Origin of the sequence: Enhydrobacter aerosaccus, from assembly GCF_900167455.1 — a bacterium.
Lineage (GTDB): Bacteria > Pseudomonadota > Alphaproteobacteria > Reyranellales > Reyranellaceae > Reyranella > Reyranella aerosaccus.
On the sequence record NZ_FUWJ01000001.1, the window covers coordinates 1,552,136 to 1,574,057 of the forward strand.

The 21,922-nt window shown below is 63.6% G+C and carries 24 protein-coding genes; 6 read left to right on the forward strand and 18 right to left on the reverse strand.

What is annotated here, in order from left to right:
* Nucleotides 1-44: 44 nt before the first annotated feature.
* A complete protein-coding gene (locus B5D62_RS07365) occupies nucleotides 45-530 on the forward strand; it encodes an outer membrane protein assembly factor BamE (protein ID WP_085933108.1) in 486 nt (161 codons plus the stop codon).
* A 68-nt stretch (nucleotides 531-598) separates the two neighbouring features.
* On the opposite strand, the gene B5D62_RS07370 is transcribed toward B5D62_RS07365, so the two are convergent.
* The 17 genes from B5D62_RS07370 to B5D62_RS07450 all read right to left on the reverse strand — a co-directional run bounded on the left by B5D62_RS07370 (nucleotide 599) and on the right by B5D62_RS07450 (nucleotide 16,800).
* The gene (locus tag B5D62_RS07370; RefSeq protein ID WP_085933109.1) at nucleotides 599-2,704 is read right to left on the reverse strand and encodes a sodium-translocating pyrophosphatase; all 2,106 of its coding nucleotides are present in this window, start codon (nucleotides 2,702-2,704) and stop codon (nucleotides 599-601) included.
* 156 nt (nucleotides 2,705-2,860) lie between these two features.
* A complete protein-coding gene (locus tag B5D62_RS07375; protein WP_218190968.1) occupies nucleotides 2,861-4,099 on the reverse strand; it encodes an MFS transporter in 1,239 nt (412 codons plus the stop codon).
* A gap of 135 nt (nucleotides 4,100-4,234) precedes the next feature.
* Nucleotides 4,235-5,200 carry a thiamine-phosphate kinase gene (gene thiL / locus B5D62_RS07380; protein WP_085933111.1) on the reverse strand — a complete coding sequence of 322 codons (966 nt, stop codon included), beginning with the start codon at nucleotides 5,198-5,200 and terminating at the stop codon, nucleotides 4,235-4,237.
* A gap of 5 nt (nucleotides 5,201-5,205) precedes the next feature.
* Complete coding sequence (gene nusB / locus B5D62_RS07385) at nucleotides 5,206-5,673, reverse strand: transcription antitermination factor NusB (RefSeq protein ID WP_218190969.1); 468 nt, start codon at nucleotides 5,671-5,673, stop codon at nucleotides 5,206-5,208.
* On the reverse strand, nucleotides 5,670-6,146 hold the full coding sequence (locus tag B5D62_RS07390) for a 6,7-dimethyl-8-ribityllumazine synthase (protein ID WP_085933113.1): 477 nt from the start codon (nucleotides 6,144-6,146) through the stop codon (nucleotides 5,670-5,672). Before B5D62_RS07390 ends, nusB begins: the two co-directional genes overlap by 4 nt.
* 2 nt (nucleotides 6,147-6,148) lie before the next feature.
* Nucleotides 6,149-7,300, reverse strand: coding sequence for a 3,4-dihydroxy-2-butanone-4-phosphate synthase (gene ribB, locus B5D62_RS07395; protein WP_085933114.1), 1,152 nt, complete (start codon nucleotides 7,298-7,300; stop codon nucleotides 6,149-6,151).
* Nucleotides 7,297-7,899 carry a riboflavin synthase gene (locus tag B5D62_RS07400; protein WP_085933115.1) on the reverse strand — a complete coding sequence of 201 codons (603 nt, stop codon included), beginning with the start codon at nucleotides 7,897-7,899 and terminating at the stop codon, nucleotides 7,297-7,299. Before B5D62_RS07400 ends, ribB begins: the two co-directional genes overlap by 4 nt.
* A 9-nt stretch (nucleotides 7,900-7,908) precedes the next feature.
* Nucleotides 7,909-8,991 carry a bifunctional diaminohydroxyphosphoribosylaminopyrimidine deaminase/5-amino-6-(5-phosphoribosylamino)uracil reductase RibD gene (gene ribD / locus B5D62_RS07405; protein WP_231714735.1) on the reverse strand — a complete coding sequence of 361 codons (1,083 nt, stop codon included), beginning with the start codon at nucleotides 8,989-8,991 and terminating at the stop codon, nucleotides 7,909-7,911.
* Nucleotides 8,992-8,995: 4 nt separating this feature from the next.
* A complete protein-coding gene (nrdR, locus tag B5D62_RS07410; RefSeq protein WP_085933116.1) occupies nucleotides 8,996-9,460 on the reverse strand; it encodes a transcriptional regulator NrdR in 465 nt (154 codons plus the stop codon).
* Nucleotides 9,461-9,493: 33 nt separating this feature from the next.
* Nucleotides 9,494-10,801, reverse strand: coding sequence for a serine hydroxymethyltransferase (gene glyA / locus B5D62_RS07415; protein WP_085933117.1), 1,308 nt, complete (start codon nucleotides 10,799-10,801; stop codon nucleotides 9,494-9,496).
* 1 nt (nucleotide 10,802) lies between these two features.
* Nucleotides 10,803-11,246, reverse strand: a complete 444-nt coding sequence (rpiB, locus tag B5D62_RS07420) for a ribose 5-phosphate isomerase B (RefSeq protein ID WP_085933118.1) — start codon at nucleotides 11,244-11,246, stop codon at nucleotides 10,803-10,805.
* A 159-nt stretch (nucleotides 11,247-11,405) separates the two neighbouring features.
* Nucleotides 11,406-12,518: a branched-chain amino acid ABC transporter substrate-binding protein gene (locus tag B5D62_RS07425; RefSeq protein WP_085933119.1), complete on the reverse strand. Its 1,113-nt coding sequence runs from the start codon at nucleotides 12,516-12,518 to the stop codon at nucleotides 11,406-11,408.
* Between the two features lie 51 nt (nucleotides 12,519-12,569).
* Complete coding sequence (locus B5D62_RS07430; RefSeq protein WP_085933120.1) at nucleotides 12,570-12,932, reverse strand: DUF6867 family protein; 363 nt, start codon at nucleotides 12,930-12,932, stop codon at nucleotides 12,570-12,572.
* Nucleotides 12,929-13,660, reverse strand: a complete 732-nt coding sequence (locus B5D62_RS07435) for an ABC transporter ATP-binding protein (protein WP_085933121.1) — start codon at nucleotides 13,658-13,660, stop codon at nucleotides 12,929-12,931. Before B5D62_RS07435 ends, B5D62_RS07430 begins: the two co-directional genes overlap by 4 nt.
* Nucleotides 13,653-14,453: an ABC transporter ATP-binding protein gene (locus tag B5D62_RS07440; RefSeq protein WP_231714736.1), complete on the reverse strand. Its 801-nt coding sequence runs from the start codon at nucleotides 14,451-14,453 to the stop codon at nucleotides 13,653-13,655. The genes B5D62_RS07435 and B5D62_RS07440 overlap by 8 nt, the downstream gene beginning before the upstream one ends.
* 11 nt (nucleotides 14,454-14,464) lie before the next feature.
* Nucleotides 14,465-15,883 (reverse strand): high-affinity branched-chain amino acid ABC transporter permease LivM, encoded by a 1,419-nt coding sequence (gene livM, locus B5D62_RS07445; protein ID WP_085933123.1) that lies wholly within the window; start codon nucleotides 15,881-15,883, stop codon nucleotides 14,465-14,467.
* Nucleotides 15,884-15,885: 2 nt separating this feature from the next.
* On the reverse strand, nucleotides 15,886-16,800 hold the full coding sequence (locus B5D62_RS07450) for an ABC transporter permease subunit (RefSeq protein WP_085933124.1): 915 nt from the start codon (nucleotides 16,798-16,800) through the stop codon (nucleotides 15,886-15,888).
* Here B5D62_RS07450 and B5D62_RS07455 point away from each other — a divergent pair.
* Genes B5D62_RS07455 through B5D62_RS07480 form a run of 5 tightly spaced genes read left to right on the forward strand, consistent with a single transcriptional unit; the run spans nucleotide 16,766 to nucleotide 21,088 of the window.
* Nucleotides 16,766-17,665 (forward strand): enoyl-CoA hydratase/isomerase family protein, encoded by a 900-nt coding sequence (locus B5D62_RS07455; protein WP_231714775.1) that lies wholly within the window; start codon nucleotides 16,766-16,768, stop codon nucleotides 17,663-17,665. The two genes, B5D62_RS07450 and B5D62_RS07455, sit on opposite strands and share 35 nt — an antisense overlap.
* A 16-nt stretch (nucleotides 17,666-17,681) precedes the next feature.
* Nucleotides 17,682-18,554: an NAD(P)/FAD-dependent oxidoreductase gene (locus tag B5D62_RS07460; protein WP_085933126.1), complete on the forward strand. Its 873-nt coding sequence runs from the start codon at nucleotides 17,682-17,684 to the stop codon at nucleotides 18,552-18,554.
* 13 nt (nucleotides 18,555-18,567) lie between these two features.
* Nucleotides 18,568-19,086, forward strand: a complete 519-nt coding sequence (locus tag B5D62_RS34335) for a UGSC family (seleno)protein (protein WP_419188771.1) — start codon at nucleotides 18,568-18,570, stop codon at nucleotides 19,084-19,086.
* Nucleotides 19,083-20,117, forward strand: coding sequence for a hypothetical protein (locus B5D62_RS07475; RefSeq protein WP_085933129.1), 1,035 nt, complete (start codon nucleotides 19,083-19,085; stop codon nucleotides 20,115-20,117). The genes B5D62_RS34335 and B5D62_RS07475 overlap by 4 nt, the downstream gene beginning before the upstream one ends.
* Nucleotides 20,117-21,088 carry a hypothetical protein gene (locus tag B5D62_RS07480; protein WP_085933130.1) on the forward strand — a complete coding sequence of 324 codons (972 nt, stop codon included), beginning with the start codon at nucleotides 20,117-20,119 and terminating at the stop codon, nucleotides 21,086-21,088. The genes B5D62_RS07475 and B5D62_RS07480 overlap by 1 nt, the downstream gene beginning before the upstream one ends.
* Here the strand turns inward: B5D62_RS07480 and B5D62_RS07485 are convergent.
* Nucleotides 21,085-21,918, reverse strand: a complete 834-nt coding sequence (locus tag B5D62_RS07485; RefSeq protein WP_085933131.1) for an amidohydrolase family protein — start codon at nucleotides 21,916-21,918, stop codon at nucleotides 21,085-21,087. The genes B5D62_RS07480 and B5D62_RS07485 overlap by 4 nt on opposite strands.
* Between the last annotated feature and the right edge of the window lie 4 nt (nucleotides 21,919-21,922).

Sequence of the window (21,922 nt, forward strand, 5' to 3'; positions counted from 1 at the left end):
GACATGTTGTGAACCCTCTTTCTACGGAACCCAAGAACAGGTCCATGCGTCGCACCGTCCCGATCCTCCTCGTCGGCGTAGTTTCCGCTCCCCTTCTCCTTGCCGGATGCACGAACAACGAACAACTGCGCGGCTTCGCGCCCACGCCAGGCTCGGTAGAAAAGATCGAGGTCGGGACACAAAGCCGCGACGATATCGTTCGCCTCATCGGCTCGCCCTCGGCGGTCGCCACCTTCAACCCGAACGTCTGGTACTACATCAGCGAGAAGCAGGACAGCTGGGGCCCGCTGAAGCCGTGGATCGTCGACCAGCAGGTGATGCAGCTCACGTTCAACGACAGCGGTCGTCTGCAGAACATCAAGAAATACGATCAGGCCGATGGCCAGGACATCACGATGGTCTCGCGCATCACGCCTACGGCCGGTAAGGAGCTCACCGTGCTCGAGCAGATCCTAGGCAATGTCGGGCGCTTCACCACTCCGAGACAGGCCGGCAATCCTGGCGCGCCCACCAGCGGTGGCGGCATCTAACTGCGGCTTCCTCCACGAAAAAAGCCCCGGTCATGGACCGGGGCTTTTCTTTTGGCGGATTGCCTGCCTCAGTGGGCAAGCACCGCGAGCAGGAGCAAGGCCACGATATTCGTGATCTTGATCATCGGATTGACGGCCGGGCCGGACGTGTCCTTGTACGGATCGCCGACCGTATCGCCGGTCACCGCCGCCTTGTGCGCCTCGGAGCCCTTGCCGCCGAAGTGGCCTTCCTCGATGTACTTCTTGGCATTGTCCCAGGCACCACCGCCCGCCGTCATGGAGATGGCGACGAAGATGCCGGTGACGATCACGCCGAGCAGCATGGCGCCGACGGCCGCGAAGGCATCGGCGCGGCCCGAGATGGCGCTGATCACGAAGAACAGCACGATCGGCGACAGCACCGGCAGGAGCGACGGGATCATCATCTCCTTGATGGCGGCCCGCGTCAGCATGTCGACGGCGCGGCCATAGTCCGGACGATCGGTCCCCTTCATGATGCCCGGCTTCTCGCGGAACTGCCTGCGCACCTCCTCGACCACCGCCTGGGCGGCGCGGCCGACGGCCAGCATCGACATGCCGCCGAACAGGTAAGGCAGCAGGCCGCCGACCAGCAGGCCGACCACGACATACGGGTTCTTGAGCGAGAACTCGACGGTCTTAACCCCGAGCTTGCCCAGGCCCATGAAGTAGTCCAGGTCCGAGGTGTAGGCGGCGAACAGCACCAGCGCGCCGAGGCCCGCGGAGGCGATCGCATAGCCCTTGGTGACCGCCTTGGTGGTGTTGCCCACGGCGTCCAGCGCGTCGGTGTTCTTGCGCACTTCCTTCGGCAGGCCCGCCATCTCGGCGATGCCGCCGGCGTTGTCGGTGACAGGACCGTAGGCGTCCAGCGCCACCACCATGCCCGCAAGGGCGAGCATCGCGGTCGTCGCGATGGCGATCCCGAAAAGACCGGCCAGCACGTAGCAGATCACGATACCAGCGCAGATCAGGAGCGCAGGCATCGCCGTCGCTTCCATCGACATCGCGAGACCAGCGATCACGTTGGTGCCATGGCCGGTGACCGAGGCCTGGGCCACGGCCTTAACCGGTCGATAGTCGGTGCCCGTATAGTACTCGGTGATCCACACGATCAGGCCGGTGATGGCGAGGCCGACCAGGGAGCACCAGAACAGCGCCATGCCGGTGAACGACCGGTCGCCGACCTTGAGCACCGTATCCATGCCGACGACATAGCTGGTGACGAACCAGATCGCGGGGATCGACAGAACGGCCGCCCAGATCACGCCCTTGTACATCGCCCACATGATCTTGCCGTCTTCGCCAAGCTTCACGAAGAAGGTGCCGATGATGGAGGTGATGATGCAGGCCCCGCCGATCGCCAGCGGATAGGCCATCAGCTTGGACACCAGCGCCGCGTCCGCCGAGAAGAAGATCGACGCCAGCACCATGGTCGCGACCGTGGTCACGGCATAGGTCTCGAACAGGTCCGCCGCCATGCCGGCGCAGTCGCCGACATTGTCACCGACGTTGTCGGCGATGGTTGCCGGATTGCGGGGGTCATCTTCGGGAATGCCGGCCTCGACCTTGCCGACCATGTCGCCGCCTACGTCGGCTCCCTTGGTGAAGATGCCGCCACCGAGACGGGCAAAGATCGAAATCAGCGACGCGCCGAAGCCGAGCGCCACCAGGGCGTCGACCATCTCGCGGCTTCCGGCCGCGACACCGAAGTGGCGCAGGAGCCCGTAGTAGCCGACGACGCCCAGCAGCGCGAGACCAGCCACGAGCATGCCGGTCACGGCACCGGACTTGAACGCGAGATCAAGCCCCTGGCCGAGACTCTTCTGAGCCGCGACGGCGGTCCTGACATTGGCGCGCACCGACACGTTCATGCCGATGAAGCCGGTGGCTCCGGAAAGCACCGCACCGATCAGGAAGCCGCCGGCAGCAAGACCGCCCAACAGCAGGAACAGCAGGATCAGCACGACCACACCGACAATGGCGATCGTCGTGTACTGGCGGCGCAGATATGCCGCTGCGCCCTCCTGGACCGCTTGCGCGATCTCCTGCATACGCGGCGTGCCGGCATCGGCCGCCATGACCCTGGACGCTGTGACAACGCCATACAGGACGGCGATCACACCGCATCCTATGACGGCCCAAAGAACGGAAGACATAAGTGTATACCCTAATTGTTTTTTGGCGTTCCTAAGCTCTTCGCAGCCGAAGCACTGACGTCTCCCCCGCCGCGATGCCGGCAAAAAAATGACAGAACGCCCCATGCCGCGCAACCTGCGCAGAGCAAAGAAACCCCGTCAGCTCAAGGGCTTGGCTTAGGCGTGAGACGGATTGCGGAGGCGGAAAAGGCCAATGACAAGCAGCGCGATGCAAACCAGCCCGAAGGCGACGTAGTTCAGCACCGCCCAGCCCTTCAATTCGAGGACCACAGAGGCCATCAGACTGGAGATCGTGGTGGTGCCGAACACGATGAAATCGTTGAACGCCTGGGCCTTACCGCGTTCAGACGGCCGGTAAGTCGTGGTCAGCAGGGTGGTCGCGCCGACGAACAGGAAATTCCAGCCAACGCCGTTCAGGCTGAGCGCTCCCCGAAAATTCCAGGCGGTCGTTCCCATCAGGGCGATCACGACACCCGCGATCAGCAGGGCTACGCCGGCAATCATCACATTGAACACGCCGAAACGCGCGATGAGATGCCCGGTAAAAAAGGCCGGGATGAACATGCCCATGACATGGACGAAAATGGTCACCGGCGCTTCGGTCTTGTCGAGCCCGCATTGCACGATCGCCAGCGGGGAGGCCGCCATGACGAAGGACATCACACCGAATGCAATCATGGCCCCGGAGGCTGCAACCATGTAGGTCGGCTGGGTAACGATCTCGAGCAGCGGCCGCTGCGGCGCGCTGGCATGGTCATCATTCTTCACCACGGGAAATTCGATGAAGGTGAGAATGATGAACACGACGATATGTAAGCCGACCACCGCGACGAAGCTGGCCTGAAAGGTCGGCATCCAGAGTTCCGGAGTCCATCGCGCCAACGTCGGACCGATGAACCCGGCGACAATGCCACCGGCCGTCACATAGGAGATCGCTTGGGCGCGGAAATGAGGCGGCGCCAACTCGACCGCGGCGAACCGGTAGAGTTGCATATTGGCGATGGCAAAGCCCAACAGCAGGCCTCCCAGGCACATCACCGGGAAGCTGCCGATACCCAAACCGATGGCCGAGCAGGAAGCTCCGATCATCCCGGCAACAGATCCAGTCCTGAAGCCAAGGCGCCGCCCGCGGCGCATCATCAGCATCGATGCCGGGAATACCGACAGCATCACGCCGAGATGCTGCATGGTGACCGGCAGATTGGCCCACATGCGCATTTCCGGGGGAACGATCGTCAGCACGGCCAACGCCGCGGAGGCGAACATCAGTGTATTGCTACTCTGTGTCAGCGCCTGACACATCGCCAGCAGCGCGATGTTACGCAGCGAACGCCGAGGCATCCTGCTGCCGACATCAGCCCGTGCCGCTTCCTCAATCTTGGTCAGACCGTCCATTGGGCCGCACTCTAGTCGGCGCCGTCTGCCGCCCCAAGCAAATAGACCTGATCCAGCGAAGCAATGCTGCAAGGCTGCCATGAGAGCTGCCACGAGACGGGCCGCGTCTGTCGACTGGCCCTGCGAATGCCCCGGTCAGAAATGGACGTAGCCGGCGCGAGGCGCTCGCACGACGCGCCCTTCCACCGTCAGTCGAACTCCCCTGCCGCGCTCGAAAGTGCCGATTTTAGTTACCGGGACGTCCGCAGCCCGCGCGGCTGCGAGCAACGCGTTGCGGCGCCGAGGGGGAATTGCCATGACGAGCTCGTAGTCGTCGCCCCCTCCCAGAACATTGGCCCACAGGGAAGGCTCGCCCCTGACCACCCGGCGTGCGGCAGCAGAGAGCGGAACGCGTTCGCGCTCGATCGTGACCGCGAGGCCAGACGCGTCGGCGATATGGCCCGCGTCCGCCAGCAGGCCGTCCGAGACGTCCGCTGTCGCGTTGGCTATGCCCACGAGACGCGGACCGAGATCTGTGCGCGGTTGCGGAAGGCGATAGCGCCGTTCCAGTTGCAGACTCTTCAGTCGTCCGCGAGCGGCCAGGAGACCAAGCGCGCCATCGCCGATGGTCCCGCTGACCCACAGCTCGTCCCCAGGGCGAGCTCCGTCGCGAGCCAACCCCCTGCCCTTCGGGACGCGTCCGAAGGCTGTAATCGTAATGGTTGTCGGTCCCGGAGAGACGACGGTGTCACCGCCGCAGATCGCGATGCCATAACGGCGCTGATCTGCGGCGAGGCCTTGCGCGAAACCCGCGACCCATTTCTCGCGCCACCCTTTCTGAAGGGATAGCGACAGCTGATAGACGAACGGCGAAGAGCCTCCCGCGGCCAGATCCGAAAGACAGACTCTCAACGCTTTTGCCGCCACCCATTCGGGGCGCTCGTTGGCGAGGAAGTGAACGCCGGCCACGATGGTATCCGTCTTGACCACGAGATCATGGCGCGCGTCCGACGGCAGGAAGGCGTTGTCACTCTTGAGGCCACGTGCACCCTGGAAATCCTTGGCCAGGGGCGCGAAATAGCGGGCGATAAGCTCGAACTCGCCGAGTCGACCGCCCCTCATCGGGGCTACTTGGTCAACTCGTCGCCGCGCACCTGATGCGCGACGCGATCGAGCACCGAATTGACGAAGGTGGGCTCACCCTGGTCATAGAAGGCATGCGCGATCTCGACATATTCGTTGATCGCCACCTTCGGCGGCACGTCGTGCCGGTGCACCAGCTCGTAAGCGCCAGCCAGCAGGATTGCCCGCACCAGCCGATCGACGCGCCCCCAGCTCCAGTCCTTGGCCAGGGCAGCGGAAACCGTCTCCTGCAATTCCTCTTTGTGGCTTGCCGCGCCTTCGACGACATCCTTGAACAGCGGACGGTCGGCATCGCGGCGCATGCCCTCCTCGCCCGCTTCGCCGGTACGAACCTTCAGGAACTGCTCGATGATGTCGCCGGGCGCATCCTGTCCCTCCTGCCATTGATACAGGGCTTGGACCGCGGCCAGACGGGCGGCCTGACGCCGACTCGGAAGCCTGGGCTCGCTCATATATTCCGCCATCGGCGGCCGAGTGCCACCATGGCAAGGCACGCATGGGCCGCATCTCCGCCCTTGTCGCCGCGATCGGTGAATGCGCGAGCCTTGGCCTGATCCATCGTCTCCACGGTCACGATGCCGTAGCCGATGGCGAGCTTCTTCTGGATCGCCAGATCCATCAGCCCGCGCGCACTCTCGCCGCAGACATAATCATAATGGCTGGTTTCTCCGCGGATGACGCAGCCCAAGGCCACGAACCCATCGTAGCGGCCGGCAGCCAGTGCAATTGCCCCTGGAATCTCGAAAGCGCCGGGCACGGTGACACGTTCCGCGATCGCGCCATTCCTGGCGATCTCGCGTTCCGCACCCGCGATCAACTCGTCGGCGATCTCGGCATAATAATGGGACTCGACGATCAGGACGCGAGCGCCCTTGACGCCGTCGATGGCGGTACGCGCCGTCGGCGTTTCCGTTCGTGTCGACATGTTCAGCTCGCAGTCCGTCCGGGAATGGGCTTCTGCCCGATCACCTTCAGGCCAAATCCTTCGAGGCCAACGATGCTCTTCTTGGCGTTGGTGAGCAGCACCATCTCCTTCACGCCAAGATCGATCAGAATCTGGGCGCCGACCCCGTAGTCGCGCAACTCACCGCCGGCCGGTTCGATCGGCTCACCCGCGCGCCGACGTTGCTCGGAGAGCACGACGGTCAGAGGTTCGCGGATCAGCACGATGACGCCGCGCCCTTCCTTGGCAATGGCGCGCATCGATGCCTCGATCTCCCCGCCGCGGCCGCCACTGCGCTGCCCCAGCGTATCGGTGAAGATATTGACCGCATGCATGCGGACCATGACCGGCCCACCTGTCGCCGGATCGCCCTTCACCAAGGCGATGTGCTGCGCCATCGTCACCTTGTTGAGGTAGACGACGCAGCGGAAGTCACCGCCATAGGTGCTGTCCAGCACCGTATCGCTGATGCGCTTCACGATCGAATCGTAGCGCCGCCGGTAGGCGATCAGGTCGGAGATAGTGCCGATCTTGAGGCCGTGGCGCTGCGCGAAGGTGATCAGATCGTTGCGACGGGCCATCGTGCCGTCGTCGTTCATGATCTCGCAGATCACGCCTGCCGGGGTGAGACCGGCCAGCCGCGCCAGATCGACGGCGGCCTCGGTATGGCCGGTACGCTCGAGCGTACCTCCCTCGCGAGCAACCAGCGGAAAGACATGTCCCGGCGTGACAATATCCTGCGGCCCACAGGAGGGATCGATCGCCACCGCGACAGTGCGAGCCCGATCGGCAGCGGAGATGCCGGTCGTTACCCCTTCTCGCGCCTCGATCGAGACCGTGAACGCAGTCTGGTGGCGCGTACCATTGTTCTGCGCCATCAGCGACAGGCCGAGTTGCTCCACGCGCTCCCGGGTCAATGCCAGACAGATCAGGCCGCGGGCATGCTTGGCCATGAAATTAATGGCTTCGGCCGTCGCAAACTGAGCCGGCACAACCAGGTCGCCCTCGTTCTCCCGGTCCTCGTCGTCGACAAGGATGAACATCCGGCCCTTCCGGGCCTCCTCGATAATATCCTCGGCGGCGGCCTTCACTTCACTGAAGGTGATGCGCCAGGCATCCTTCTCGAGCGCGGTCATGCTTTTTCGTGCTCCAATAGGCGCGCAACGTAACGCGCGAGCATATCCACCTCAAGGTTGACCCGCTGACCGACCTTCGCCTGTCCCAGCGTCGTCACCGCCTGCGTATGTGAAATTATATTGACGCCAAAACGGTCACCCGAAACCTGATTGACGGTAAGCGAGATGCCGTCCACCGCGATCGAGCCCTTCGGCGCAACGAACCGCGCCAGATCGTGCGGCGCCTCGAAGATGAAGCGGACGCTGCCGCCTTCCGGCGTCATCGCCACGATCTTACCGACGCCATCGACGTGGCCATAGACAAGATGACCGCCAAGCTCGTCGCCGAGCTTCAATGACAGTTCGAGGTTGATCCGCGTCCCGACCTGCCAGTCGCCAAGGTGCGTCTTGTCGAGCGTCTCGCCGGATGCTTCGACCGTAAACCGATCCGCTCCCTTCTCGATCACCGTCAGACAGCAGCCCGAACAGGCGATCGAGGCGCCGATGGGAACTGGCGCAAGGTCGTGCCGGGTGCGGATGACGAAACGGCGGTCGCCCGTCGCGCCGCCGGGGGCGACGGCCGCGATCTCGCCGATGTCGCTGACAATGCCTGTGAACATCGCTGCTACTTAAGCCCCTCTTCGCCAGGTTTCCACTGTGTCCGGTCCCACCGTCCCGGCCGACACAAGCGAGAACCGGGCCGCGGAACCCAACCTTGCGATGCCCAGATCGGCAACCGCAGAGCGGCTGTCGGCCCCGAGCAGAAGTCCCGCCCTGAAGGCCCAAATCCCGTCGATCAGATCGGCTTTGAGGAAGCCGGCCGCAACCTCACCGCCCCCCTCCACCAACACGCGCGTCAGGCCGCGACGGCCCAATTCATGCGCGGCGACGGCGATATCGACGTATCCCTCGGGTCCTGCCGGCAGTTCAATCACCTCGACGCCGCAGTCTCGCAACCCCTCGCGGGCCGGCAAAGGCGCGGCGGGCGTGCAAATCACCCACACCGGGGTTTTTCGGGCGCTCCGCGCCAGCTTCGACAGGGGCGACAGACGCGCCTTGGAGTCGAGGACGATGCGTATGGGCGAATAGACGCCGAGTCCGGGCAAGCGGCAGGTCAATTCGGGGTCGTCGATTGCAGCCGTCCCCGCCCCGACCAGGATGGCATCGTGCGTCGCGCGCAGCCGTTGACCAAGGGCGCGCGCCGCGTCGCCGGTGATCCATTTGCTCTCGCCCGATCGGGTCGCAATACGACCATCGAGGGTCGAAGCGATCTTGAGATTGAACAGCGGCCGGCCGGCCTGGACCCGCATCAGGAATCCGGCATTGATCTCCGCCGCTTCCCGCGAACCCTCACCCACCTCGACAGCGATACCTGCCTGCGCCAGGCGGGCGTGGCCACGGCCGCTGACACGCGGGTCAGGATCCTCGAGGGCAGACACGACGCGAGCGACCCCTGCCTGCACGAGCGCGTCTGCGCAGGGTGGCGTCCTGCCGTGATGCGAGCACGGTTCCAGGGTGACGTAGGCCGTCGCCCCCCGGGCCGCTTCTCCTGCCTGGGCGAGCGCTTCTGTTTCCGCGTGAGGACGGCCGCCATCGCGCGTCCGCCCGCGCCCGACGACGATACCGCCGCGAATGATGACGCATCCCACGGCTGGATTGGGCCACGTGCGCCCCAAGGACCGGCGCGCCAGCGCGAGCGCCGCGCGCATCATGGCATCAGTCCTTGAAGTTCGTGTCGGCGAGATCGGAGATGAACTCCTCGAAGTCCTTGGCCTCGCGGAAATTGCGGTAGACCGAGGCAAAACGCACGTAAGCCACCGGATCGAGCGCCCGCAGCGCGTCCATCACCAGTTCGCCGATCTGCGTCGAGGGAATCTCGCTCTCGCCCGAGCTTTCGAGGCGTCGCACGATGCCGTTGACCACACGCTCCACACGTTCCGGGTCGACGGGTCGCTTGCGGCAGGCCACCGAGATCGATCGGGCAAGCTTGTCGCGATCGAAGGCAACGCGCTGACCGTTTTTCTTGACGACCGTCAGCTCGCGCAACTGCACGCGCTCGAATGTCGTGAAGCGCGACCCGCATGACGGGCAGTAGCGCCGCCGGCGGATGGCTGCATTGTCGTCGGTCGGTCGCGAGTCCTTAACCTGGGTGTCCTCGTGACCGCAGAATGGACAGCGCATTCAGTCCCCCTGTTTTGTGTCGTTGGCGCTATGTCAGTCGCGGTAGATCGGGAAGCGGGCGCAAAGCTCGCGGACCTTGCCGCGAACCTGCGCCTCGACCTGGGCGTCTCCTTCCGGGCCGTTCTTGGCGATGCCGTCGAGCACGTCGGCAATCAAGTGACCGATCTGGCGGAACTCGGCGACACCGAAGCCCCGCGTCGTGCCGGCAGGCGACCCCAGACGCACGCCGGATGTGATCGTGTACTTCTCCGGATCGCCCGGGATGCTGTTCTTGTTGACGGTGATACCGGCGCGATCGAGCACTTTCTCCGCCGCCACCCCGGTTGCCTTCTTCGGCCGCAGATCGACCAGCATCACGTGGCTGTCGGTTCCCCCGGAGACGATCTTGAGGCCGCGCTCCGCCAAGGCAGAAGCCAGCGCCCGCGCATTGTCGATCGTGCGCTGGGCGTAGGCCTTGAACTCCGGTCGCAGTGCCTCGCCAAAAGCCACCGCCTTGGCCGCGATGATGTGCATCAGCGGCCCGCCCTGCAGGCCCGGAAACACCGCCGAATTGATCTTCTTGCCGATCTCGGGATCGGTCGAGAGGACCATGCCGCCGCGCGGACCACGCAGAGTCTTATGGGTGGTCGTCGTGACGACATGGGCGTGCGGCAGCGGGCTCGGGTAGACGCCGCCCGCGACCAGGCCGGCATAATGCGCCATATCGACCATGAAGTAGGCGCCGATCTCGTCGGCAACCCGGCGGAACCGAGCCCAGTCGATCTGGCGCGAATAGGCGGACGCCCCGGCGATGATCAGCTTCGGCCGGTCGCGGCGCGCGATCTCTTCCATCTGCTCATAGTCGATCAGGTGCGTATCGGGCTTCACGCCGTAGGACAGGACCTTGAACCACTTGCCCGATTGGTTTGCCGGTGAGCCATGCGTAAGGTGTCCGCCTTGGTCCAGCGACATGCCGAGGAAGGTGTCGCCCGGCTTCAACAGCGCCATGAACACGGCTTGATTTGCCTGGGCGCCCGAATGCGGCTGCACGTTGGCAAAGGCGCAGTCGAACAGTTTGCAGGCGCGGTCGATTGCCAACTGCTCCGACTTGTCGACCTCCTCGCAGCCCCCGTAATAGCGGCGGCCCGGATAACCTTCGGCGTACTTGTTGGTCAGCACCGAGCCGGCCGCCTCGAGCACCGCGCGGGATACGATGTTCTCCGACGCAATCAACTCGATCTGGCCACGCTGCCGGTCCAGTTCACCCTTCACGGTTGCAAACACGGCCGGATCGGCCTCGGCAAGGGTCTGAGTGAACATCGGCTGCGAGGCGCTCTCTATCTTGGAGGCAGCTTGGCTCATGTCACATTTCCTTCGAAAGCTTGGCGACGCGGGCGGCATGTCGGCCGCCCTCGAATGGAGTCGAGAGAAATACCTTCAGCGCCTCGCGTGCCGTCTCGACGTCGATCAACCGTTGGCCGAACGCCACGACATTCGCGTCATTGTGCTCTCGGGAGAGACGGGCAGACACGACATCATGCGCGAGAGCTGCGCGAACCTTGGGGTTGCGGTTGGCGGCAATGGAGATGCCGATGCCGCTGCCACAGACCAATACCCCTCGCGATGCCTTGCCTGAAGCGATGGCCTCGGCCATGGCTTGGCCGAAATCGGGGTAATCCACCGAAGAATTGGAATTTGTGCCAAGATCAAGCACGTCGTGACCGGCTGCCTCCAGGTCACGCTTGAGAACTTCCTTCAGGTCGAAGCCGGCATGATCCGACGCGACGGCAATCGTGGCCGCAGCCATCCTCTAAACAATCCCCTCTAGCTGTAGAGTCCCGGATACCATATCCGGCGCAGCCATGTCACGGGTCCCCCAAAATCGTGGGAATGCCCCTACAAGACGTTGATTCGCAAGTAAAAAGGCCCGGCGCTAGCACCGGGCCTTTGTTGCAGTCTCGGCCCGCTACTTGCTGCTGGGCTGGGCCTTGCCGTCCTTCCAGACATAGATGTCATAGACGGGATTCTTGATGTCGCCCTTCTGGTCGAAGGCAAGAGGTCCGACAGCTGAATCGTAGGTCTGGCTCCGCAGCGCCGCCGCGACAGCTGCCGGATCGGTCGACTTCGCCTTGTTGGCTGCCTGCGCCCACGCCTTGACGGCAGCGTAGCTGAACAGGGTGTAGCCTTCCGGGTTGTACTTGGCGTCGCGGAACTTCTTCACGAGGTCAGCATTCTTGGGATCGTCTTCCGCCTTCGGCGGGAATGACATCAGCACACCGTTCGTCGCCGCACCGCCCAACTGATAGAATTCGGCGGTCTCCAGCGCATCGAAGCCCACCATCTTCGTCGGCAGTCCCTGCTCCTTGGCCTGCTTGATGATGAGCGCGGCGGCGGTGTGGTACCCGCCGAGGACGATCATGTCGATCTTCTCGCGCTTCATCTTGTTGATGAGGGCCGTGAAGTCCTTGTCCGTGTCATTGTAGGCCTCGTACATCACCTCACGCATGCCGCCTTTGTTCAGGGCCTTCTTGGTCTCGTCGGCAACGCCCTTGCCGTACGGTGACTTGTCCTGAAGGATCGCGACCCGCGCCTTGGGATAGTGCTTCAGCAGGTAGTTTCCGACCGTCGTGCCCTGCACGTCGTCACGGCCGCATGTGCGGAAGACTGTCGTATTGCCCTTGGCAAGGGCATCATCGGTCAGTTTGGGATTGGTCGAGGCCGGCGTGATCTGCAGGATCTTGCCTTCCTTGTAGATATCCGAAGCCGGGATCGATGAGCCGGAGCAGAAGTGGCCGGCCACGAACACAGCCTTGTCCGACACCATCTTGTTGGCCACCGCCGTGGCCTGCTTGGGATCGCAGGCGTCGTCGCCGATCAGCAACTCGAGCTTCTGCCCGTTCACACCGCCTGCCGCATTGATTTCCTGGACCGCCATCTCGGCGCCCCGCTTCATCTGTTCACCGAACGCAGCATACTGGCCTGTCATCGGCCCGGCCGAACCGATCTTGATCTGCGCGAAAGCCGGCACCGCCATCATGGCGATGGCTGCTGCGGCCGCCGCGCCGTAAATCCTCTTCATGCCAGTCTCCCTTGTGAAAGCCTCTCCACGGACGTGGAACGAAAAAGCAGCTTAGTGCCGCTCCTCCCAGCCCAGCAAGCCTTTGCGCCTGTAGAGCCACGGATACTGTCGAATCATCTGCCGCGTGCGAGTCAGACGATACGCAAACGCGGCAATCATCAATTGGATCAGCCACCCCAGCGCGAATCCTCCCACAGACCACAACTCGCCGTCGGCCAGGGCATAGTCGAGAAATCTCAGACCGGCCGACAGGAGGGCCGTATAGAAAATGATCCGATTCCACTTGCGCCAGGCTATCGCCACCGCATGACCGGCGGCGAACGAAGCCGGGCCCACCAGGACGACGTTGAACAGGATGACGTTGAAAAGCGTGTCGCCCAGCCAGTCGAAGCAAAAGGTGTCCACCGGACTCACGCGTGGCCGCCTTCCAGATAGGCCGAGCGAACGTCGGCATTGGCCAACAATTCCCGTCCGGTGCCGCTCAAGCGAACCCGTCCATTGACCAGTACGTAGCCGCGGGTTGCGAGCCGCAGGGCATGATACGCGTTCTGCTCGACCAGGAAGATGGTGACCCCCTCTTCGCGAGCGATTCGCCCGATGGCGTCGAAGATCTGCTGGACGATCAACGGTGCAAGGCCGAGAGACGGCTCGTCGAGCAACAGCAGCCGAGGCCGACTCATCAGAGCCCGCCCGATCGCCAGCATTTGCTGTTCACCGCCGGAGAGCGTGCCACCGCGCTGTTCGCGCCGCTCCGCGAGCCTGGGAAACATGGCGAACACCCGATCGATGTCCTGCTGGAAATGGGCCGGGTCGGAGATCGTGGCACCCATCTGAAGGTTCTCGAACACGCTCATGCGCGGAAAGATGCGGCGCCCTTCCGGCACCTGCGCCACGCCACGACGCACGATCTGATGAGTCGGCAGATGCCCGATTTCCTCGCCATCCAGCTTGATGGAACCGGAGCGTGCTCGGGGGCTTCCGCAGATCGTCATCAGCAGAGTCGACTTCCCTGCCCCGTTCGCTCCGATCAGGGTCACGATCTCGCCTTTTGCCACGTCGAGATCGACACCATGCAGAGCCTGGATGGCGCCGTAGAACGTCGCGACGTCGCGCACCTCGAGGATAGGTTGCTGCTCAGCCATCGGTCCCGCCGTCGTCGGTCCCGAGATAGGCGCGGATGACAGCCGGGTCGCGCTGCACCTCATCGGGTGGACCTTCCGCGATCTTGCGGCCGTAATCGAGCACGACGACATGGTCGGAGATCTTCATCACCACGCTCATATCGTGTTCGATCAGCAGCACGCCGACGCCATCCTGATTCCGGATCGACAAGAGCAGCTCGTTGAGCGCCGCCGATTCCCGCGGGTTGAGCCCGGCGGCCGGTTCATCCAGGCAGAGCAACCGCGGCTCGGTGCACATTGCCCGCGCGATCTCAAGTCGACGCTGGGCGCCATAAGGCAATTCGCCCGCCGGCCTATCGGCATCATCCACCAGGCCGATCCGCTGGAGCCAAAGGCGCGCCAACTCGATCGCTTCGATCTCCGCGTCGCGATAGCGCTTCAAGCCCAGCAACCCGAAGATGCTCATGCCCGAGGCTCGCATGAGCTTGTTGTGCTGGGCGACCATGAGATTCTCGAGCACCGTCATTCCTGGGAACAAGCGGATGTTCTGGAAGGTTCGTGCCACCTTCGCCTGCTGCCCTATCTCGTGTCCGAGCATACGCTCCAGCAGATACTCACGGTCGCCACGCAACGTCAGTCGTCCGGAACTCGGCTTGTAAAAGCCAGTGATGCAATTGAAGACCGTTGTCTTGCCGGCACCATTGGGACCAATGATGGCCGTGATTTCCCGAGGCTGGGCCTTGAACGAAACGTCGTCGACCGCCAGCAGTCCGCCGAAGCGCATCGTGAGATGTTCCACGTCAATCAGAGGCACGTCGGCCCTCATCAACGGCCTCCGGGCGGCGCCGCGCGCAGCCGCACGGACGGCTCGCGATGAGCGATCAGACCGCGCGGCCGGAATACCATGATCAAGACCATGGCGAGACCGAACGCGAGCATTCGGTAGCTCCCGAGATCGCGAAACCATTCGGGTAGGCCAATCAGAAGAACGGCAGCAAGCACCACCCCGATCTGGCTCCCCATGCCGCCCAGCACGACGATCGCCAGGATGATCGCCGACTCGATGAAGACGAAGCTTTCTGGACTGATGAAGCGCTGCTTGGCGGCAAAGAAAGAGCCTGCGAACCCCGCAAACATGGCGCCAATGGCGAAAGCGGTCAGCTTGGTGTTGGTGGGATTGATGCCGAGCGCGCGGCAGGCAATCTCATCCTCGCGCAGCGCCTCCCAGGCACGACCGACAGGCAGGCGTCGCATCCGCAGGGCAAACAGGTTGGTGACCAGCGCGAGGCCCAGGATGATGTAGTAAAGAAAGACCAGCCGCTGTGTGCCATCGAATGGAATGCCGGTCATCTGCGAGAACGTAATCTTGCCCGGTGGGGCATTCTCGGCAAAGACCGCCCCGAGCAGGGTCGGCCCAGGAATACTGCCGATCCCCGCCGGACCATTGGTAAGATCGACCCAGTTGATCAGCACCAACCGGATGATCTCGCCAAACCCGAGGGTCACGATTGCAAGATAGTCGCCACGCAACCGCAAGACCGGGAAACCCAGGACCATGCCGAAGGTCGCCGCCAACGCACCGGCGATCGGCAGCACAGCCCAGAACCCCAAGCCATATTGCGTGCTCAAAAGCGCATAAGAGTATGCGCCGACGGCGTAGAAGGCGACGTAGCCAAGATCGAGCAGCCCTGCGAGCCCGACAACGATGTTGAGGCCCCATCCCAGCATTACGTACGTCAGGATCAGCACGCCGAGATCCATCGTCTTCTGGTCGGCGAAGGGCATGAGCGGCATCACGACTGCGACCGCGAGCAGGATCCATCCAAACCATCTGGCTCCAGCACGGGTCGCGCTTTGGCCGCGCGACGACTGCCGGGCCTGCAGGAAAGCGCGGTTGGCGGAGGGCCACAGCGTACGAGCGATGATCAGAAGCCCGGCCAGCCCGACAAACCAGTGTAGGAAGGCGGAAGGCAACTTTGCCGGACCTGCGCCGACAATGCCCAACACCGCGCCCAGAATGAGCGCGGGCCAGCGCTGTCCTTCGGCGGCCAGAGACAGGCCGAGCCGCCCGACGAAGATCGCCACCACGGCAACGGCAAGGTCCGCGAACTGGTAATCAAAGCTGAGGCCCTTTGTCGAACCAATATCGACCGTGCGGAAGCCGACGATGAAGAAGCCGAGTGCGGCAGCGACGAACGCGGTAAGAGCCGCGTCTTTCAGGAGGGCGGGCAGACGCGGACCCATGATCAGACCTTCTCGATCTCCGGTTTGCCGAGCAATCCGGTCGGTCGGAAGATCAGGACAAGGACGAGAATGGCGAAGACGGCAACATCCTTGTATTCGCTCGAGAAGTAACCGGCCCAGAACACCTCGATCAAGCCGATGAGAAGGCCGCCCAGCATGGCCCCCGGCAGCGAGCCGATGCCGCCCAGCACGGCCGCGGTGAAGGCCTTGATGCCCGCGAGGAAACCGATGAAGAAATCGATTACACCATAATACATCAGGAACAGCATGCCGGCGACGGCCGCGAGAGCCGCGCCCATGACGAAGGTAAGCGAAATGGTGCGGTCGACGTTCACGCCCAGCAGCGCCGCCATCTTGATATCCTGCTCGCAGGCGCGTTGCTGCCGGCCGAGCGACGTCCGGGCGATCACCCAGGTGAACCCTGCCATCAACACCACCGTCACGATGACAATGATGAGCTGCAGCCAGGTCACACGCACATCGAACCCGTCGGCGCTGAAGAGATTGTAGCCGCCCGACACGATCTGGCCGCCGGGCTTGGGCCGCGCTCCTTGCGTGAGCTGTACATAGTTCTGCAGCGTAATGGACACGCCGATGGCGGAGATCAGCGGCGCCAGCCGGAACGAGCCTCGCAACGGCCGGTAGGCCAGGCGTTCGATGGTCCAGCCATAGACGGCGGTGAAGGCCATCGCCACCAGAAGCACGAGGACGATCGCGACCGGCGCGGAGCCAATCCCCAACAGGCTGCAGATGATGAACCCGATCAGGGAGATGAAGGCCCCGATCATGAACACCTCGCCATGGGCGAAGTTGATCATGCCGATGATGCCGTAGACCATCGTATAGCCGATGGCGATCAGCCCATAGATGGCCCCGAGTGTGATGGCGTTGATGAGCTGCTGGGAAAAATACGCCATCCGCTTGCCTACCCCCTCCCTGCGTTCTACGACGCGATTATCAGTTGGACGCCAGTGTAACGCGGAGAGCGCCCACAGGGAGGAGAAAATGGACAATCTCAAGATGATCCGTGTGCAAATCGCGGACCATGTTGCCCTCGTGACCATGGATAACCCGCCGGTGAATGCCCAGAACGCGGCATTCCAGGACGAAATGATCCATGTCTTCGACCGCCTTTCGGATATTGACGAGGTCCGGGTCGCCGTCCTTACCGGGCGCGGGAAATGCTTCTGTGCCGGCGTCGACATCAGGGCTCGGGCCGGTCAACAGCGCGGGCCCGGCGACGCATGGCAGGGTATGCGCTACGCCCGGGAATGCTTCCACGCGATCCTGGAATGCCGCAAGCCAGTAATCGCGGCCATCAACGGTCCGGCCCTCGGCGCCGGGCTGGCCGTTGCGGCCTCCTGCGACATACTTGTGGCCGGCGAGAGCGCATCCGTCGGCTTGCCGGAAATCGACGTCGGTCTCATGGGCGGTGGTCGCCACGCCATGCGGCTCTTCGGTCATTCCCGTGCGCGCCGCATGATGCTGACCGGCTACCGTGTTTCCGGGGCCGAGCTCTATCGGCTCGGCGTCGTCGAAGCCTGCGTGCCCGACGACAAACTCCTGGATACGGCAATGGACCTGGCGCGCCAGATCGCCGCCAAGAGCCCGATCGCCAGCATCACCGCCAAGCATGCCCTCAACACGATCGAGGAAATGACCCTGCGCGATGGCTACCGGTTCGAGCAGAACATGACCGTAAGCCTCCAGGCGACGGAAGATTCGAAGGAGGCGATGCGTGCCTTCATCGAGAAGCGTAAACCCGTGTTCAAAGGACGTTGAGTGCTATAGTTCGGTAATGAGCACCCCCTCCTACGATCTGATCGTCATCGGCGCCGGGCCAGCCGGCCTCACCGCCGCCACCGAGGCTGCCCGCGCCGGCCTCAAAGCGCTTTGTCTGGACAAGCTGGCACCCGGCGGCCAGCTGATGAATCTGGGCGAGTTGCACGATTTCGACGAGATCTGGAACGGCCCCGACATGGCGGCGCGGCTGACCGACGACGCAACGGTAGCCGGTGTCGAAATCGGCTTCGGTGAAGTGAACGCACTCGCGAGCGACGGCTGTTGGACGGTCGAGACCGCAGAGGGAGAAAAGCATACAGGTCGAGCGATCATCGTCGCCACGGGGCTGAACAAAGGAAAGCTCGGCCTGCCCAACGAGGCCGATTACGAAGGTCGTGGCCTGTCCCATTGCGCCCATTGCGATGGTCCGCTCTATGCCGGACTGCCCGTCGTGGTGGCGGGCGGCGACGGCTGGGCCAAGATCGAGGCCAAGGAGCTGGTAGGCCTGGCCGGTCAGGTCACGGTCGTCGACGAGAACGGACCGGAAAGTTCAGGAAACATCACCCGCATCACCGGGCGTATCGCCGGGCTCGAAGGTCGTGATGGCCTGCAAGCCGTGACGGTCGACAGCAAGGGCGCGCGCAAGACCATACCGGCCAACGCTGTCTTCGTTTATGTCGGCCAGTCTCCCGCTGCGGAATTCCTGCCGGATTCGCTTGCACGCGACGCCACGGGGCATATCGTTGTCGATGCCGAAGGTCGAACCTCGGCTCCAGCGGTTTTCGCCATAGGCGATGTACGCTCGGGGTCACGTCGATACCTTGCGGACGCAATTGCCGATGGCCAGCGTGCCGCCCAAGCGGTCGTCGCGGCCTTGAAGAAGAACTAAGGAGGATCCTCCAATGCGCATCTACAACCCGACCTTCGGCCTTTCTGCAGCTGGCGGCGAGAAGATCGCCCTGAAGCCGGTCAACTGGATGACCGACGCCATCGCGCTGGTTTCCAATTCCAAGCCGAATGCCCGGGAACTGCTGGACGGCATCCGCACCAAGCTGGGCGCCGTCCGCGCCGTTACGAACATCGACTTTCTGGCCAAGAACAGCGCCAGCCAGCCGGCGCCCAAGGACCTTCTCGAGAAGGTGGCGGCGAATTACCGGGGCGCGTTGCTCGCCATAGCGGATTGAGGAAGCTGTTCATCGTGGAGTTTCCACGACAGCATCGAACTCGAGAAGCGCGGCGTCACGGCCTACGTGATCGCCACTGAAACGTTCAAGCCGCTCGTCCTGGCCCAGGCCAAGGCGCGCAAGGTCGAGCCGCGACTGATCGTGGTGAAGCATCCGATCGGCGGCCTCAATGCCGAAGAACTGCGCGAGCGCATCGAAGCCGCGACCAAGGGTCTGACCGAGGCGACGGGAACATGAAGGACATCGCCGACCAGGAAGTGATCGACATCGACGATATGGATGTCGAGGCGTTCAACGATCTGGCGACGCAGCAGGGATGGAGCGACGGGCTCCCCCTCTACGTGCCGACCGAGGACAAGGTGGCGAAGTTCGTCGAGATGGTGCGGGGCGACAACCGCCCATACCCTCCGGTGCCGCCGCGGCAGGTCGTCCCAACGATCCAGGCCTTGGCCGCCAACGCGGTCATGGCAGGCTGCAAGCCCGAGTACTTCCCGGTCGTCACCGCCGCCCTGCGCGGCGTGCTCGACCCGGAATACAATCTGCACGGCACGCTGGCGACCACGCACCCCTGCGCGCCGATGGTCATGGTGAGCGGACCGATCCGCAAGGAACTGAACATCAATTGCGGCTCGAACTGCTTCGGCCAGGGCTGGCAGGCCAACGCCACGATTGGACGGGCATTGGGATTGATGCTGCTCAACGTCGCCGGTGCCAAGCCAGGTGAGATGGACCGCTCGACCCAGGGCAATCCGGCCAAGTTCACCTTCTGCTTCGGCGAGAACGAAGAGGAGAATCCCTGGACGCCGTACCACGTGCGTCGCGGTTTTGCGCCGACCGACAATGTCGTCACGGTCATGTCCGGAGAGGCTCCGCATAACCTCAACGACCACGGCAGCACGACTGGTGATGGCCTGCTCACGACCTTTGCAAATTCGATGGCGACGCCCGGCGCCAACACGATCTATGGCAAAGGCCCCTGCTTCGTGATCATCGGCCCCGAGCATGCCGCGACCCTGGCACGCGATGGCTATACGATCGAGAGCATCCAGGAGGAGCTCTACAAGCGATCTCGGGTGCATGCGTCGCGTATCTCGCAGGAGAACCAGGACACCTATATCAGTACCGGCCACAAGCCCGAGGGCGACTGGTTCACCATCGTGCCCACGCCGCAGGATATCCATGTGACGGTCGCCGGTGGGCCGGGCAAACACTCGGCCTTCATCCCGTCTTTCGGCGGCACTACCGTTGCCTGCGTGCGCATCGCCTGATGAGCGAGTGGTGCGGATGGCCGGTCGTCTCTGAGACGACGGCCTGGGAGGCCGCACAGCAGATTCTGGCGGAGGCCGAACTGTCCGATGGCCTGCCGTTGGTGCCGCCGACGCAGAAGCGCCTGGAAGCGATGGTTGCGGGCATCGCCCAGCGCTCGGAGTCTCACGGCAGCATGCCGCCCATGTTCGGCGACATCACCCCCGAGACGGTCGCCTATCAATGTGTCATTGCCGGCTGCCGGCCGGCTGAATTGCCTGTCGTGCTGGCCGCCGCCCAGGCCACGCTCGAGCCGGATTTCAACTTGCTGGGAATCGCCACGACGACCGGCACAGCTTGCGTGGCGCTTTGTGTCCACGGCCCGCTGGCGCGCCAGTTGGGCGTAAATTCCGGAACCAACTGCCTGGGCCCAGGCAACCGGGCGAACGCCTGCATCGGCCGCGCTCTGCAGCTCTGCATCCGGAATATCGGCGGCGCGCGCTCCGACATCGGCGACATGGCGACCATGGGCCAGCCGGGCAAATATACCTTCTGCTTTGCCGAGCGCAGCGACGGCCCGCTCCCGACCCTGACCGCACGTCACGGCCTTGGATCGGATGCCAGCGCCATTACCGTCATGGGCATTTCGGGAACGGCGGAGGTGCTCCCGGGCGATGGCGAAGGCGCCACGCCGGAAGCCATCCTTTCACCCATTGTCGCCGGCATGCGGGCCGCCATCATCATGTCCGGCATGAGCCGAAAGAACGAGCGCGGCGAACAGGTCTTCCTCCTGCCTCTCGAGATGGCCGAGAAGATCGCTCGCCACGACGGCTGGGACGTCGGCCGCATCCAGCGCTATGTGTTCGAGGAAGGCCAGGGTGTGGCCCGTGCGCCTGATGCCATCCATCCGATCGTGACCGGCGGCGCCGGCTACAAGATGACCTATCTCCCGATCTGGGGTGGCGGTTCGCAGATGGTCATGCGCAAGCTTTAGGCCCAGCCGATCCATTCGCAAAGGCCACGGCCCATGACCCATTCGAGGTCCTGGCCCCTGAGCCACGGCATCTCTTCTGTGAACATCGTTACGCCCTGGCGATAGGTGCAGGGCAGACGAGACCAATCCGTCCCCCAGAATGTGCGTTGGGGACCGAAGGCCTCGAATACCTGACGGATATGCGGATGAACCGAGCGGAACGGGTAGGTCTTGTCATCCGCATAGCAGGGCATGGCTGAAACCTTGGCTGCCACATTCGGACGCCGGGCTAGAGCCAACACATTATCGAGCGTGGCGAAGTTCTGGGATTGGGTGATCCCCTTCCCGCTCTTCAAGCCGAGATGATCCAGCACCAGCCGAAGCCCCTCGTAGCGCTCGGCGATCTGGTCGGCGAGATGCATGTACTCGTGATGAAACAGAACCATTGCCGGAATACCGGCCTTTTCCATCTCGCCCCAAACCCAGTCGAAGCGCCCCTCCAGCAGCGGTTGGCGCAGAACGTCCGTATGAAAGGTAAAGCGCATGCCGAGCATTCCGGGCTGCTTCTTCCAGCCGTCGATCTGCTCGCGCGCCCGAGGCGCCTCGGGATCGAAGCGTCCCATGACTGCAAAGCGCGTCGGATGAGCTGTCGCAGCGTCGATCGCCAGATCGTTGCGGTCCCCTTCCCATGAGGGAGGAACGATCACCACCCGATCGACCCCGGCCCTATCCATCTCGGCCAGCAGTTCCTCTTTACCCAGTGGCGCACGATGCGGCTCGGCGCGCGCCGGCCACGGCCGCTCTGGCGTATGCGTCGCCCAGATATGGACCTGCGCGTCGGCAATCAGCATTGGG

Coding starts and splice junctions, on each gene's coding strand:
- B5D62_RS07365 (WP_085933108.1), top strand. CDS start 45: ATGCGTCGCACCGTCCCGATCCTCCTCGTCGGCGTAGTTTCCGCTCCC.
- B5D62_RS07370 (WP_085933109.1), bottom strand. CDS start 2,704: ATGTCTTCCGTTCTTTGGGCCGTCATAGGATGCGGTGTGATCGCCGTC.
- B5D62_RS07375 (WP_218190968.1), bottom strand. CDS start 4,099: ATGGACGGTCTGACCAAGATTGAGGAAGCGGCACGGGCTGATGTCGGC.
- thiL (WP_085933111.1), bottom strand. CDS start 5,200: ATGAGGGGCGGTCGACTCGGCGAGTTCGAGCTTATCGCCCGCTATTTC.
- nusB (WP_218190969.1), bottom strand. CDS start 5,673: ATGAGCGAGCCCAGGCTTCCGAGTCGGCGTCAGGCCGCCCGTCTGGCC.
- B5D62_RS07390 (WP_085933113.1), bottom strand. CDS start 6,146: ATGTCGACACGAACGGAAACGCCGACGGCGCGTACCGCCATCGACGGC.
- ribB (WP_085933114.1), bottom strand. CDS start 7,300: ATGACCGCGCTCGAGAAGGATGCCTGGCGCATCACCTTCAGTGAAGTG.
- B5D62_RS07400 (WP_085933115.1), bottom strand. CDS start 7,899: ATGTTCACAGGCATTGTCAGCGACATCGGCGAGATCGCGGCCGTCGCC.
- ribD (WP_231714735.1), bottom strand. CDS start 8,991: ATGATGCGCGCGGCGCTCGCGCTGGCGCGCCGGTCCTTGGGGCGCACG.
- nrdR (WP_085933116.1), bottom strand. CDS start 9,460: ATGCGCTGTCCATTCTGCGGTCACGAGGACACCCAGGTTAAGGACTCG.
- glyA (WP_085933117.1), bottom strand. CDS start 10,801: ATGAGCCAAGCTGCCTCCAAGATAGAGAGCGCCTCGCAGCCGATGTTC.
- rpiB (WP_085933118.1), bottom strand. CDS start 11,246: ATGGCTGCGGCCACGATTGCCGTCGCGTCGGATCATGCCGGCTTCGAC.
- B5D62_RS07425 (WP_085933119.1), bottom strand. CDS start 12,518: ATGAAGAGGATTTACGGCGCGGCGGCCGCAGCAGCCATCGCCATGATG.
- B5D62_RS07435 (WP_085933121.1), bottom strand. CDS start 13,660: ATGGCTGAGCAGCAACCTATCCTCGAGGTGCGCGACGTCGCGACGTTC.
- livM (WP_085933123.1), bottom strand. CDS start 15,883: ATGGGTCCGCGTCTGCCCGCCCTCCTGAAAGACGCGGCTCTTACCGCG.
- B5D62_RS07455 (WP_231714775.1), top strand. CDS start 16,766: ATGGCGTTGATGAGCTGCTGGGAAAAATACGCCATCCGCTTGCCTACC.
- B5D62_RS07450 (WP_085933124.1), bottom strand. CDS start 16,800: ATGGCGTATTTTTCCCAGCAGCTCATCAACGCCATCACACTCGGGGCC.
- B5D62_RS07460 (WP_085933126.1), top strand. CDS start 17,682: ATGAGCACCCCCTCCTACGATCTGATCGTCATCGGCGCCGGGCCAGCC.
- B5D62_RS07475 (WP_085933129.1), top strand. CDS start 19,083: ATGAAGGACATCGCCGACCAGGAAGTGATCGACATCGACGATATGGAT.
- B5D62_RS07480 (WP_085933130.1), top strand. CDS start 20,117: ATGAGCGAGTGGTGCGGATGGCCGGTCGTCTCTGAGACGACGGCCTGG.
- B5D62_RS07485 (WP_085933131.1), bottom strand. CDS start 21,918: ATGCTGATTGCCGACGCGCAGGTCCATATCTGGGCGACGCATACGCCA.